Origin of the sequence: Comamonas aquatilis (assembly GCF_965139575.1) — a bacterium.
Lineage (GTDB): Bacteria > Pseudomonadota > Gammaproteobacteria > Burkholderiales > Burkholderiaceae_C > Comamonas > Comamonas aquatilis.
On the sequence record NZ_CBCSIW010000024.1, the window covers coordinates 33,987 to 46,396 of the forward strand.

Consider the following 12,410-nt stretch of genomic DNA (forward strand, 5'->3'; position numbering starts at 1 on the left):
TGCGTGGGAGAGAGGCATGAGCCGTTGATAGTAACAATTTGTCAAAAATCAAGGCGCTGGGCGTGCATTGTCAGGCTTTTCGGCAGCTTCGGCAGCAACTTCAGTCGTTGTTACAAACTCTTCCTTGGGGCCCAGGGATTGCGCGAGAGGCATGGCTGTGGTTTTTGCAAGACTCGGAGTCTTGGCCTGCGCGCTGCTGGCTGCCACTCCGGCCTTGATATCGGCACTCAAGGCTTCGCTGCTACCGCCTCGGCCAAAGCCCAGCACGCGGCGCTCGGCTTCCTTGGTCAGCACGGTGATGGTGATGCGGCGGTTTTGTGGGGCACGTGGTTCATTGGCTACCAGCAGATCGCTGTCAGCCAGACCCACCACGCGAGCCACTTGCTGCAAGGGCATGCCGGCAGCCACCAGTTCGCGGCGCGAGGCATTGGCGCGGTCGGCAGAAAGCTCCCAGTTGCTATAGCCACGGTCTGCATTGCCGTAAGGCGCGGCGTCGGTATAGCCTGAGAGGCTGATGCGATTTTCCGCATCGGTCATGGCTGCGCCCACCTCGCGCAGAATGTCGCGCATATAGGGCTTGACCGTGGCGCTGCCGCTATCGAACATCGGGCGGTTTTGCTCGTCAATGATCTGAATCAACAGGCCGTCCTGCGTGATTTCGGTGCGAATCTGAGCCCGGTACTCGTTGAGCTTGGTGCTGTTGGCGATCATGGAATCGACCTTGGCCTTGAGCTCAAGCAGGCGTTTGGCATCCTTGGCCGTGTCTTCTGCATGACCGGCTGCCTTGCTGGCGCGGCGGTTGGCGTTGTCATCGGCCTCGGAGCGGCGCACCTGTCCGTGCACCTTGGACAGGTCATTGCCCCCGCCGGGCACCACGCTGGAGCTATTGCCCGAGCCATTGCCGCCCGACATGGCCACCTTGAGCGGTGAATTGAAGTAGGCCGCAATCCCCTGTAACTCGCCCTGGGCCGTAGAGCCCAGCAGCCACATCAGCAGGAAGAAGGCCATCATGGCTGTCACAAAGTCGGCGTAAGCAATCTTCCAGGCACCGCCATGTGCGCCATGCTGCACCTTCTTGATGCGCTTGACGATAATGGGCTGCAGCTTTTTTTCAGCCATGGCAAGACTCCAGAAGTATCACTTCTTGCCCTTGACGTGGGCTTCCAGTTCCAGAAAACCGGGGCGCTCGGTAGAAAACAGCACCTTGCGGCCAAACTCTATGGCCGTGGAGGGGTTGTAGCCCTGCATGCTGGCCAGCAGCGTGACCTTGATGCACTCAAACTCCTTGGCCGCGTCCTGAACCCGCTGCTCCAGCAGGGCGGCGATGGGCTCCACCAGCCCATAGGCCAGCAAAATGCCCAGAAAGGTACCGACCAGAGCGGAGGCAATCATGCCGCCCAGCACCGCCGGCGGCTGGCCCACAAAAGCCATGGTGTTCACCACGCCCAGCACGGCGGCAATGATGCCGAAAGCCGGCAGAGCGCCGGCCAGGCGGGTGAGCGCCGCCACGGGGCCATGGGCCTCGGCATGGTGGGCCTCAATTTCGCTGTCCATCAAGGACTCGATCTCGTGCGAGTTCAGATTGCCCGAAACCATCATGCGCAGATAGTCTGTGAGGAACTCCACCACATGGTGATCGGCCAAAAGCTCAGGGTAGTTCTGAAACACCGGGGATTCATTGGGCGACTCCACATCGGATTCGATGGACATCAGCCCTTCCTTGCGGGCTTTCTGCAGCAGCTCGTACAGCAGCGCCATGATCTCCATATAGCGCGCCTTGGTGTAGCGCGAGGACTTGATCGCCGACGGGATAGCCTTGAGCGTGGCCTTGAGCACCTTGGGCTGGTTGCTTACGATAAAAGCCCCCAAAGCACCGCCGCCAATGGTCACCATCTCGAACGGAAGGGCTTTGGCAAGCACCGACACGCTGCCGCCGTGCAACACATAGGTGCCGAAAATGCAGCCGAAGGCAACGATATAACCAATGAGGACAAGCATGGGAGTCGATTGTGGGGTGGGCGGCCCGTCTGCATTGGCAGGAAAAGCTGGGCCTTTGCGCTGTAGATCGGCAGCTTGCGCTATTTATGTAGCTCGCTGCCTACTTTTTCTGGGTATTTGCTACAGGCATGTCCATGAAGGCCATGCTGCCATGACCAGAGTGGTCTCTATGGCTGTGCAGCGGTTATGGCAGCAAACGCTTCATCTTTTTACATTTTGAGAAATATTTGCACGCTGCCCCTAAAGTTTGGCGCCTAGCCCTCCGATAACAGCTTCAACAGGGAAAAAAGCCCTGTGACCAGCGAGCCACAGCAGCAAAACCATAGGACTGCCGGCTGGGGTGCTGGATTGGGCTGCCGCCGCCGCCCACCCTGAGAGGTCTCAGGTCACTGTGGCGGCGACGTTTTGATCTCACGAAGGAGTTTGCACCATGGCCATGACCATCAACACCAATATCCAGTCGCTCAACGCACAGCGCAATCTGGGCACCTCGCAATCTTCGCTGTCCACCTCCATGCAGCGCCTGTCTTCCGGCATGCGCATCAACAGCGCCAAGGATGATGCCGCAGGTCTGGCGATTGCCGAGCGCATGGGTGCCCAGGTGCGCGGTCTGAACCAGGCCGCTCGCAATGCCAATGACGGTGTTTCTCTGGCACAAACGGCTGAAGGCGCTTTGAGTACCATTGGCGGCAATCTGCAACGTATTCGCGAGCTGGCAGTGCAATCGCGCAATGCCACCAACTCCACGGATGACCGCGCAGCACTGCAAAAGGAAGTGAGTCAGCTGACCAGTGAAATTGATCGCGTGTCCAAGGACACATCGTTCAACGGCACGAACCTGCTCGACGGCAGCTTTACTGCTAAAGCCTTCCAGGTGGGTGCGAACCAAGGTCAGCTGATCAATATTGATTCCATTGTGGATGCAAGCACAGACAAGCTGGGCGAATGGCGCAGCGTGGATGTTCCCGCTCGCACGGAAGGTGATACGCTCAAGGCTGGTGTTGCTTTGGCGACGTCGGCCACAATGACAGCCTTTACTGGTGGTGCAGCAAATGGTGCGGCCACCTTGGAAATCGGCGGCGTGAATGTTTTCTCGAAAACAGTCACAGCCTTTGCTACCGATGCTCCGACTGCTGCGGATATCGATGCAGCTTTGAAGGATAGCAAAAGTGATCTGGCAGCCAAGGGCATCAGCTTTACGGGGACCGTTGCTGGCGGTAACTTGAGCGTGAAGAAGGCCGACGGTACGGATTTCACGATGAATGCATCTGCTGCCCTGGGTACACTCACCGGCATTACGAATGGCACCCAGACTGGTGGCACCATGGCATTCCCCGCGACGACTGCCGGTCAACTGACGATCAAGGTGGGCTCTTCCGCCGCGGTTAGCATTCCTGCCATTGCTGGCGCGACCACGGCCAAGGAATTTGGCGAAAACGTGACCAAGGCCATCGAAACGGCATTTCCTGATGGCAGCGTGAAGGCTTCTTTCGTCGGTGGCAAGCTCATGCTTTCCAGTGATACGGATAAACTGACGATTGCTGGCTCTAAGCCTGACGTTTTTGGTTTGAAGGCTGGCTCCTATGAGTTCGTGTCGGGAACCGACAAAGAAGGTTTCAAGGACGTGGATGTTTCCACCGTTGAGGGTGCTGACAACGCCATCCTGGCCATGGACGCAGCGCTGAAGTCTGTGAACTCTGCACGCGCTGATCTCGGTGCCATGCAAAACCGTTTTGAATCCGTAGTGTCTAACTTAAACGTGAACAGCGAAAACTTGTCGGCTTCCAAGTCCCGCATCACTGATGCTGACTTTGCCGCTGAAACTGCCAATCTGAGCCGCTCGCAAATTCTGCAGCAAGCCGGTACGGCCATGGTGGCCCAGGCCAACCAGCTGCCCCAAGGTGTGCTGTCGCTGCTGCGTTAATTGCATCAAGCTGCGTACCGGCTACAAGCCGGTGCGGCGCTCGCAAATCAAGGCCTCCTTCGGGAGGCCTTTTGTATTTCCTTTTCCCTGCCTGCGCGCTGCGATGTAAGCGTCAATTGAACAAATGGCGGTGGTTTTGGCCTCTTATCGGTCTTATGTGCGTTATGGCTTGCCTCAACAATCCTCGTACCCGCAATACCAGACTTCGGTCCGCGTTTTCGGTCACGTGGGCCAGCTTCGTCGCTGGTCGTGAAAACGGCTAGTACGTCGCCGGTTTACTGGCTTGAAACAGGAGTACACGCTATGGCAGCCATCATCAATACGAATATTCAGTCGCTCAATGCTCAGCGCAGTCTGAGCTCCTCCCAAAGCCAGCTGGCAACCTCCATGCAGCGCCTGTCTTCGGGCTTGCGTATCAACAGCGCCAAGGATGATGCAGCAGGGCTTGCCATTTCTGAACGCATGACTACGCAGGTGCGTGGTTTGACGGTCGCCATGCGCAATGCCAATGACGGAATTTCGCTGGCGCAGACGGCTGAAGGAGCCTTGAACTCTCTGGGAGGGAATTTGCAGCGTATTCGCGAGCTGGCAGTTCAGTCGCGTAATGCAACAAACTCCGCTGAAGACAGAGCAGCCCTTGATACTGAAGTCCAGCAACTCAAGGCAGAAGTGTCTCGAATTGCTCAGCAAACCAGCTTTAATGGAACCATGTTGCTGGACGGATCGTTTACCAATATGGCATTCCAGGTTGGGGCTAATCAAGGTCAGACGATTGATGTGAGTGCCATTGTGAACGCCAATGTTGATGCATTGGGTTCTTGGAAAAGTGTGGATGTGCCAGCAACGGTCAAGGGTGATTCTCTCAAGGCGGGTATTGCCACACCTACAACATCGACTGCATCTGGGGTATTTACTCCGGCCTTACTCGCAGACGCAGGAAATGCGAAGCTGGTTGTGGGTGGTGTAGAAATTATTAACAAAACCACGACAACGGCGGGTGAAATAACCGCCGCGGACATTGATGCAGCATTAGCCCTCAAAAAAGATGAACTGCGGGATGCAGGAATCTCATTTTCTGGAAAGGCAGTGGGCTCTGGTGATTTAACCTTCACCAAGGCTGACGGAACATCATTTGACATTACGACTACAGCGGCTTTGGGTAGTTTTGTTGGAGCAGACTTCGCTGCAGGCACAAATCCCGCAACAACCAAAGGAACCACCGCTTTTCCTCCGTATGTGGCGGGGGATCTTGTTATTAATGGTAAAAATATCATCCTGTCTGAAGCAACAAATGCTGTGGACCGTGGCAAGCAAATGGTTGAGGCAATCAACACTGCATTTCCGGACGGCTCAGTGAAAGCATCGCTTGTTGGAGGGCGCTTAACACTGGTTGGATCTACGGATGTCACTGTGGGTGGACCGAAAGCGGCAGATGCAGGGCTCAGCGAAACAACAACAAAGTTCATCGCTGGAAAGCCGGAAGTGGGTTTTGGCGATGTGAATATCAAATCAGCAGAGTCTGCCGATAACGCAATCCTTGCAATGGACGCTGCATTGACTGCGGTCAACGGTGCAAGAGCAACGCTAGGTGCGATCCAAAGCCGCTTTGAGACCACGGTCGAAAACCTAAGCGTCAATGCCGAAAATCTTTCGGCCTCCCGCAGCCGTATCATGGATGCCGACTTTGCCGCTGAAACTGCCAATCTGAGTCGCACACAAATCCTGCAGCAGGCCGGCACGGCCATGGTGGCCCAGGCCAACCAGCTGCCGCAGCAGGTGCTCAAGCTGCTACAGGGCTAATACTTATCAAGAAGTGAGGTTCTGCCTCAAGTGTGTTGGCGATTTGCCGATACACCGTGTGCAGCGCTGTACACGCGGTGGCTGGGCTGGTGCATGCCCGGCCGCTGTTCAATGACGCAAGCCATGCGTGCTGTGCGCAGCTGCGTTGGCGGCGAGGGAGATTGTTATGGGTATCAGCTCGGTAGGTCTTGGCAGCGGCCTGGATGTTGAAAAAATTGTCACACAACTGGTGGCGCTGGAGTCCAAGCCACTGGCCACGCTGCAGACCAGGGCTGCGGGCATCAATACACAGATTTCGGCTTTTAGCCAGCTGAAATCGCAGATTGCCAATCTGCAGGAGCAGGCGACCAAGCTCACCAAAAAAGAGACCTGGCTGGGCAATACCTTGACTTCGTCCAATTCGGCTACGGTCAGCGGCACGGCTACGGCGGCTGCGGTGCAGGCAACCTATGACCTGATGGTCTCGCAAATGGCGGCAGGCCAGACGATAGGCTCGGGTCTGGTTCCTACCGGAACTGCATTGGGTACGGGCAAGCTGACCATTACCATGGGGGAGTGGGGTAGTACCAATTCCTCGGGTGTGTCCAGCGATTTCAAGGCCAATACCAAGGATGGCAAGGACGTCAGCTTTGAAGTAGAGATTACTGCCGCAGACGATTCGTTGGCCAAGATTGCTGCCAAGATCAATGCGGCCAAGGGTGATGTCAGTGCCACCGTGCTGAAGGATCACACGGGTGAACGCCTGGTGTTGCAATCCAAGACCACGGGCGTCAATTCGGCTTTTCAAGTGAAGGCAGAAGGCACGGAGCTGCAGCGGTTTGCCTATGACGGCGGCAATACCGTTGGTGGCATGAACCGCTCGGTTCAAGCTCAAGACACCTTGGCCACCATCAACGGCATTCAGATGGCATCTCACACCTCCACCTTCACGGATGTGGCGGAAGGGGTGACGCTGACGGTTTCCCAAAAAATGGAAGACAAAGCCGCGCCTGTACGCATCACGATTGCCAATGACAGCGCTGCGGCCAAGACGGCGCTCAAGAATTTTGTGGAATCGTACAACGCCTTGAGCAACGCGCTCACCACGATGACGGCTTACAACAAGGACGCCAAGACTGCGGGCACGCTGCAAGGCGATTCCACGGCGGTGAATCTGCAATCGGCCTTGCGCCGCATTGTCTCTGGCCCGGGTGGCGAGGGCGGTGCATTTGCCAGCTTGTCGCAGGTGGGCATTGCTTTTCAGAAGGATGGCACGCTCAAGATCGACGACACCAAGCTGGACAAGGCGCTCAAGGATCCGGAGAGCATGTCCAAGTTCTTTGCCGTAGATGTGGAAGACGCCAATCTGGACGGTTTTGCCGTGCGACTGAAGGATTTCACCACCGGCTTGTTGGCGACGGATGGCACTTTTGCCACCAAGGACACCTCGCTCAAAGACTCGCTCAAGCGCAATACCTCGGATCAGGAGCGTCAGACAAGCAAAGTTGCAGCGTATGAAGTGCGCTTGCGCGCCCAGTACTCGCGTCTGGATACGCAGATGGCCAGCCTGTCTGCGCTGGATACCTATATCACCCAGCAAGTAGCGGCCTGGAACAAGTCCGGCAGCTGATTTGCCAAGGGCAGAAGATAGGACTTAATTCCCTCCTGAGTCTGCCGATAACAAATGCAGTGATCTGAGAAACTGCAAACAAGGAGTGGTCGTGATGTTTACCCCAGCCAGTGCGCGCGCAATGTCGGCTTACCGCCAGGTGGGTGTGCAATCCATGGTGGATGGTGCATCGCCCCAGCAGCTGATCAAGATGTTGTTTGACGGTCTGGTGGCGTCCATCAACGCCGCGCGTGGAGCCATGGAACGTGGCGATGTCGGCGAAAAAGTGCGCCATATCGGCAAAGCCGTGCGCATTTTGCAAGAAGGCTTGCTGGCGGTGCTGGACAAGGAAAAAGGCGGCGAGCTGGCGGACAACCTGGCTGCACTCTACGACTACTGCACCACGCGTTTGACCTTGGCCAATGCGCGCAACGATGTGGCCATGGTCAATGAAGTGGCGCAATTGGTGGGCACCGTGGCGCAAGGCTGGACCGAGATGACAAATGCACCGGCACCTGCTGGGGCTTGATGATGGAGCACACTTTGATCGATTTCTACCGTGCCATAGAGCAAAGCAGCGCCAAGATGCTGCAGGCGGCCCAGGATAAAGATTGGGAGGGCGTTGCGCGTTACGAGGGCACTTGCGCCGTGCTGATCGAGCAGTTGCGCTTTCGCTCCCGTGAGGAAAAGCTGGCCCCCGAACTGCGCAAGGAAAAAGCGCGCATCATGCAACGTATCTTGCGCAACGATGCCCAGATTCGCGTGCTGGCCGAGCCCTGGCTGGCCAATTTCGAACACCTGTTTGACGGCCAGCCGCATGTGATGCACTGAGAGCCAGACCTTCGGCTCAAGATGAAAAGCCCTGTCGCAGCAATGCGGCAGGGCTTTCTTGTTGGTGCTCAAGGATTCTGAATGAAATCGGTCTTAAGTGATTTGCCGGCAAGCGCTTGCAGCTATCGAATCAATGAGCGTTGCGTGGATACGGGAAAGCAAAAAGCCCGCATGTCATCACAACCTGCGGGCAAGCCTTGGAGGGTAAAAGCGTTGGTGTGAGCTTCGCTCACACCTGCATATTCATTACATCGGTATAGGCCTGTACCAGGCGGTTGCGCACATGCAGCGTGGCCTGAAAGCCGATCTGTGATTTCTGCATGGCCAACATGGTCTGCTCCAGGCTGACGGCCGGGTTCTCCAGCTGCACTTCGCGTTGCAGCTGGCCGGAATGGTTCTGGGCGCTGCTGACTTCCTTCAGTGCGCCCTGCAGGGCCTGACTGAATCCGCCGGCTGCCACGGCAGGGCTGCCGGTGGTGGCAAGGCCTTTGGTGAGCGGGCTGCCGCTGACGGGGGAGGTGAGGCTGGGAATTCGCAAGTCCATATAGATTCCAACAGGAGTTGGTGAGATGGCGTGATCCTAGGTTTTTGAGAGCGCGGCAGACGGGCGATAAGTGGGGGGTTTGGCGCGCTTATCGGGGGAATGTGAAAGCCGGCAGTCCGAATAATCCACAGGACGCTAGACCTCGTGTGGGGTCTGACACATGGAACTCAAATGTCTGCTGTTGCTGAAGTACCCAACCCTGTCGCCGCACCTGTTGCCCGCCCTGCCGTCATGCAGCGCTGGAATGCGCTGGACCGTGCTCAGCGTCTGCGATGGGGTGCGCTGGCGGCCCTGGTAGCGGTTGGTCTGGTAGCTGCTGCCGTGTTTTACCGCCAGCCTGATTACAAGCTGCTGTTCTCCAATCTGAGCGACAAGGATGGCGGTGCCATCGTGGCCCAACTCAGCCAGCTGAACGTGCCCTACCAGTACAGCGAAGGCGGTGGCGCCATCATGATTCCGGCCGACCGGGTGCACGATGTGCGCCTGAAGCTGGCCACCCAGGGCCTGCCCAAGGGGTCGGTGACGGGCTTTGAACTGATGGAGAACAGCAAGTTTGGCATCACCCAGTTTCAGGAGCGGCTGAATTTTCAGCGCGGTTTGGAAGGCGAGCTGACGCGCTCCATTCTGGCCTTGAGCGCGGTGCAAAGCGCACGCGTGCACCTGGCGCTGCCCAATCAGAACGGTTTCTTTCGCGAGCAGCAAAAGCCTTCGGCTTCGGTGTTGTTAAGTCTGCACCCGGGCCGTGTGCTGGATCGCACCCAGTTGGCGGGCATCGTGCATCTCGTGGCATCCAGCGTGCCCGAAATGCAGCCTGAAGCGGTCAGCGTCCTTGATGACTCGGGCAAGCTGCTGTCGCAGTCGCCCGACAGCAGCGGCAACAGCCTCGACATGCAGCAGCTCAATTACACGCAGCAGATCGAGCAGCAGTATGTGCGTCGCATTCTGGAAATTCTGGAGCCCGTGGTGGGTAAGAACAATGTGAAGGCCCAGGTCTCGGCAGAGATGGACTTCAGCCAGACCGAGCAGACTTCCGAGCAGCATCGCCCCAATCAGGCGGCCGATGGTGGAGCCATTCGCAGCCAGCAAGTGGTGGAGAGCCTCAACGATGCCAAGCCGCCCATGCCTACCGGCGTTCCCGGTGCTGCCAGCAACCAGCCGCCACCCAATTCCACGGCCCCCATCAACGGGGCCAACCCGGCGCCGCAGGCCGCCGATGGCCAGCAAGGCCAAAGCCGTGGGCAAGGCAACGGCAAGCGCGAATCCATTACCAACTACGAGGTGGATAAAACCGTGCGCGTCACCCGTGGCGGCAGCTCGGGAGCCATCAAGCGCCTGACGGCAGCCGTGGTGGTCAACGCTCCCCTGGCCGTGCCGGCCGGTACCGATGCAGCCACCGCCGCCACTGCGGCAGCCGCTACCAGCGGCCTACGTGCCTTGAGCGCGCAGCAGCAGGAGCAGCTTCTGACCTTGGTGAAGCAAACCGTGGGCTTTAGTACAGATCGCGGTGACTCGGTGAATCTGGTCAGCGCGCCTTTTGTGGATGTGGTGGCCGCACCCGTGGAGCTGCCGTTGTGGAAAGACCCGGAAATGCAGGCCATGGCCAAGGACCTGGGCGTGCCGATTGCACTGGCCTTGTTTGGTGCACTGGTGCTGTTGGGCCTGGTGCGTCCGTTGCTCAAGGGTCGAGGGGGCGAGCAGGCTGGTCTGCGCATTGATGCGATTGAAGGCGAATTGGTGGAGCGTCCCGCTCTGCCGGCTCCTGCGGCGGACCCGTCAGCGAGCAAGGAGGGGGCCCGCATGGAGCAGGCACGCCTGTTGGCCAAGCAAAACCCGATTGCGGTGGCCAATATCGTCAAGACCTGGATTAACGGCGAGAGCGCCTGAGCCTTGATCCCTGTGGATAACTGAATAGAGAGTGCGAATATGGATGACCGAGGCCTGAACGACGCTGCCATTTTGCTGGTCTCCCTCGGTGAGGAAGAGGCGGCCGAGGTATTCAAGCACCTGAGCCCCAAGGAAGTGCAAAAGCTGGGCGAGACCATTGCCCGCATGCGTGGCGTGACGCGTGAAAAAGTCGATTTCGTGATCGAGCGCTTTGCCAGCGATGCCGCCGCACAAAGCCTGCTGGTGGACGATGCCAGCGACTATGTGCGCTCGGTGCTCAAGCGTGCCCTGGGCGATGACAAGGCCGCGCTTTTGATTGACCGCATCTTGCAAGGTGGCGATATCTCGGGCATTGAAAGCCTCAAATGGATGGATCCGCTGTCGGTAGCCGAACTGCTGCGCGGCGAGCACCCGCAGATCGTGGCTGCCATTTTGGTGCACCTGGAGTACGAGCAGGCGGCTGCCGTGCTCATGCAGCTGCCCGAGCGTTTTCGCAGCGAAGTCATGCTGCGCGTGGCAACGCTGGAAGGTATTCAGCCCGCCGCGCTCAAGGACCTCAATGAAGTGCTCTTCCAGGTGCTGGCCGGCGGCGACAAGGTGCGCAAGACCTCGCTGGGCGGGGTGAAGACGGCGGCCGAAATGCTGAACCAGCTGGGTGGCAATTCGGATGTGGCCGTGCTTGATTCCATTCGCAACTACGACCCCGAGCTGGCCCAGAAGATCATGGACCGCATGTTTGTCTTCGATGATCTGGTCAAGCTCGACGACCGCTCGATACAGATGGTGCTGCGTGAGGTGGTTATGGAGACGCTGATCGTGGCGCTCAAGGGCGGCTCCATGGAGGTGCGCGACAAGGTCCTGGCCAATATGTCCATGCGTGCTTCCGAGTCGCTGCGCGAGGATCTGGAGTCGCGCGGCCCCATGCGCTTGTCCGAAGTCGAAGCCCAGCAAAAGGAAATCCTCAAGATCGTGCGCCGTCTGGTCGAGGAAGGCCAGATCACCATAGGCTCCGGCCCGGAAGACAGCTATGTCTAATCCTGTGAACCGCAGTCATTCGCGCTTTATCCCGCAGGAAGAAATTGACGACAAGGCCGTGACACCCTGGCGTTTTGATGCCGTTGATGCCCATGCCGGCGGCTTGGCACCCGTCACGGCCGCGCAGTTTCAGAGCTTTAGCGCGGCCGCCTTCATGCCTGCAAAGCAGCTGTCTGCCGAGGTGGTGGAGATGCCGGAGCCGCAAGCGCCTGCGCCAGCCGAGCCGGCCTTGGCGCAGGAGCAGTTGCAGCAGATGCTGGAGCAGGCCCGTGCCGAAGGTCTGGCTCAGGGGCTGGCCCAGGGCAAGGCGCAGACCACGCAGGAATGGCAGCGTCGCCTGGACGACTATGTGGCTGGCGTGGGCCGCGACAATGTTCAGCGCGTGGATGCCGTGCTGCAGGGCCTGGATGCCGGCTTCAAGCAAATGCAGACCGGTGTGGCCAGCGAACTGCTGGACCTGGCTTGTGAAATTGCGCGTCAGGTGGTGCGCCAGGAGCTGCGCAGTCAGCCCCTGGCCCTGCTGCCCGTGGTACGCGAGGCGCTGGACATGCTGGCCGCCGAAAGTCGTCTGGCCACGGTGCGCCTGAACCCGGCAGACTTTGCCGTGCTGGACGGGGCTTTGCGCTCCGAGCATGGAGAGCACAGCAAGATTCAATGGCTCAGTGATGCCTCGGTGGCGGCCGGTGATGTGAAAGTGGAATCCGGCGGCGCTGAAATCGATGCAGGTCTGGACAAGCGCTGGCGTCGTGCCGTGGCGGCCCTGGGTCTGGTCTCCACCTGGTATGACGGAGCGCCGTGATGCAAGA

11 protein-coding genes are annotated in these 12,410 nt (G+C 58.5%); 8 read left to right on the top strand and 3 right to left on the bottom strand.

The window, feature by feature from the left end:
- Positions 1-48 precede the first annotated feature (48 nt).
- Positions 49-1,119, bottom strand: a complete 1,071-nt coding sequence (gene motB / locus ACNAZA_RS19770) for a flagellar motor protein MotB (protein WP_415798223.1) — start codon at positions 1,117-1,119, stop codon at positions 49-51.
- 18 nt (positions 1,120-1,137) lie between these two features.
- Complete coding sequence (gene motA / locus ACNAZA_RS19775; RefSeq protein WP_415798224.1) at positions 1,138-1,998, bottom strand: flagellar motor stator protein MotA; 861 nt, start codon at positions 1,996-1,998, stop codon at positions 1,138-1,140.
- Between the two features lie 430 nt (positions 1,999-2,428).
- Here motA and ACNAZA_RS19780 point away from each other — a divergent pair, with 430 nt between their 5' ends.
- The 5 genes from ACNAZA_RS19780 to ACNAZA_RS19800 all read left to right on the top strand — a co-directional run bounded on the left by ACNAZA_RS19780 (position 2,429) and on the right by ACNAZA_RS19800 (position 8,141).
- Positions 2,429-3,922 (top strand): flagellin, encoded by a 1,494-nt coding sequence (locus tag ACNAZA_RS19780; protein ID WP_415798225.1) that lies wholly within the window; start codon positions 2,429-2,431, stop codon positions 3,920-3,922.
- Between the two features lie 303 nt (positions 3,923-4,225).
- The gene (locus tag ACNAZA_RS19785; protein WP_415798226.1) at positions 4,226-5,722 is read left to right on the top strand and encodes a flagellin N-terminal helical domain-containing protein; all 1,497 of its coding nucleotides are present in this window, start codon (positions 4,226-4,228) and stop codon (positions 5,720-5,722) included.
- A 166-nt stretch (positions 5,723-5,888) separates the two neighbouring features.
- On the top strand, positions 5,889-7,331 hold the full coding sequence (gene fliD, locus ACNAZA_RS19790) for a flagellar filament capping protein FliD (RefSeq protein ID WP_415798228.1): 1,443 nt from the start codon (positions 5,889-5,891) through the stop codon (positions 7,329-7,331).
- 94 nt (positions 7,332-7,425) lie between these two features.
- Positions 7,426-7,839, top strand: a complete 414-nt coding sequence (gene fliS, locus ACNAZA_RS19795; protein WP_415798245.1) for a flagellar export chaperone FliS — start codon at positions 7,426-7,428, stop codon at positions 7,837-7,839.
- A 2-nt stretch (positions 7,840-7,841) separates the two neighbouring features.
- Positions 7,842-8,141 (top strand): flagellar protein FliT, encoded by a 300-nt coding sequence (locus tag ACNAZA_RS19800; protein WP_120970621.1) that lies wholly within the window; start codon positions 7,842-7,844, stop codon positions 8,139-8,141.
- A 229-nt stretch (positions 8,142-8,370) separates the two neighbouring features.
- Here ACNAZA_RS19800 and fliE read toward each other — a convergent pair whose 3' ends face one another.
- The gene (fliE, locus tag ACNAZA_RS19805; RefSeq protein WP_415798229.1) at positions 8,371-8,685 is read right to left on the bottom strand and encodes a flagellar hook-basal body complex protein FliE; all 315 of its coding nucleotides are present in this window, start codon (positions 8,683-8,685) and stop codon (positions 8,371-8,373) included.
- 171 nt (positions 8,686-8,856) lie between these two features.
- Here fliE and fliF point away from each other — a divergent pair, with 171 nt between their 5' ends.
- From fliF to ACNAZA_RS19820, 3 genes are read left to right on the top strand one after another with little or no spacing between them, the layout of a single operon-like run.
- Positions 8,857-10,569, top strand: a complete 1,713-nt coding sequence (gene fliF / locus ACNAZA_RS19810; protein ID WP_415798230.1) for a flagellar basal-body MS-ring/collar protein FliF — start codon at positions 8,857-8,859, stop codon at positions 10,567-10,569.
- Between the two features lie 39 nt (positions 10,570-10,608).
- On the top strand, positions 10,609-11,604 hold the full coding sequence (fliG, locus tag ACNAZA_RS19815) for a flagellar motor switch protein FliG (protein ID WP_415798231.1): 996 nt from the start codon (positions 10,609-10,611) through the stop codon (positions 11,602-11,604).
- Positions 11,597-12,403 carry a FliH/SctL family protein gene (locus tag ACNAZA_RS19820; RefSeq protein ID WP_415798232.1) on the top strand — a complete coding sequence of 269 codons (807 nt, stop codon included), beginning with the start codon at positions 11,597-11,599 and terminating at the stop codon, positions 12,401-12,403. Before fliG ends, ACNAZA_RS19820 begins: the two co-directional genes overlap by 8 nt.
- Positions 12,404-12,410 lie beyond the last annotated feature (7 nt).

Coding starts and splice junctions, on each gene's coding strand:
- fliE (WP_415798229.1), bottom strand. CDS start 8,685: ATGGACTTGCGAATTCCCAGCCTCACCTCCCCCGTCAGCGGCAGCCCG.
- motA (WP_415798224.1), bottom strand. CDS start 1,998: ATGCTTGTCCTCATTGGTTATATCGTTGCCTTCGGCTGCATTTTCGGC.
- ACNAZA_RS19785 (WP_415798226.1), top strand. CDS start 4,226: ATGGCAGCCATCATCAATACGAATATTCAGTCGCTCAATGCTCAGCGC.
- ACNAZA_RS19780 (WP_415798225.1), top strand. CDS start 2,429: ATGGCCATGACCATCAACACCAATATCCAGTCGCTCAACGCACAGCGC.
- ACNAZA_RS19820 (WP_415798232.1), top strand. CDS start 11,597: ATGTCTAATCCTGTGAACCGCAGTCATTCGCGCTTTATCCCGCAGGAA.
- ACNAZA_RS19800 (WP_120970621.1), top strand. CDS start 7,842: ATGGAGCACACTTTGATCGATTTCTACCGTGCCATAGAGCAAAGCAGC.
- fliD (WP_415798228.1), top strand. CDS start 5,889: ATGGGTATCAGCTCGGTAGGTCTTGGCAGCGGCCTGGATGTTGAAAAA.
- fliG (WP_415798231.1), top strand. CDS start 10,609: ATGGATGACCGAGGCCTGAACGACGCTGCCATTTTGCTGGTCTCCCTC.
- fliF (WP_415798230.1), top strand. CDS start 8,857: ATGTCTGCTGTTGCTGAAGTACCCAACCCTGTCGCCGCACCTGTTGCC.
- motB (WP_415798223.1), bottom strand. CDS start 1,119: ATGGCTGAAAAAAAGCTGCAGCCCATTATCGTCAAGCGCATCAAGAAG.
- fliS (WP_415798245.1), top strand. CDS start 7,426: ATGTTTACCCCAGCCAGTGCGCGCGCAATGTCGGCTTACCGCCAGGTG.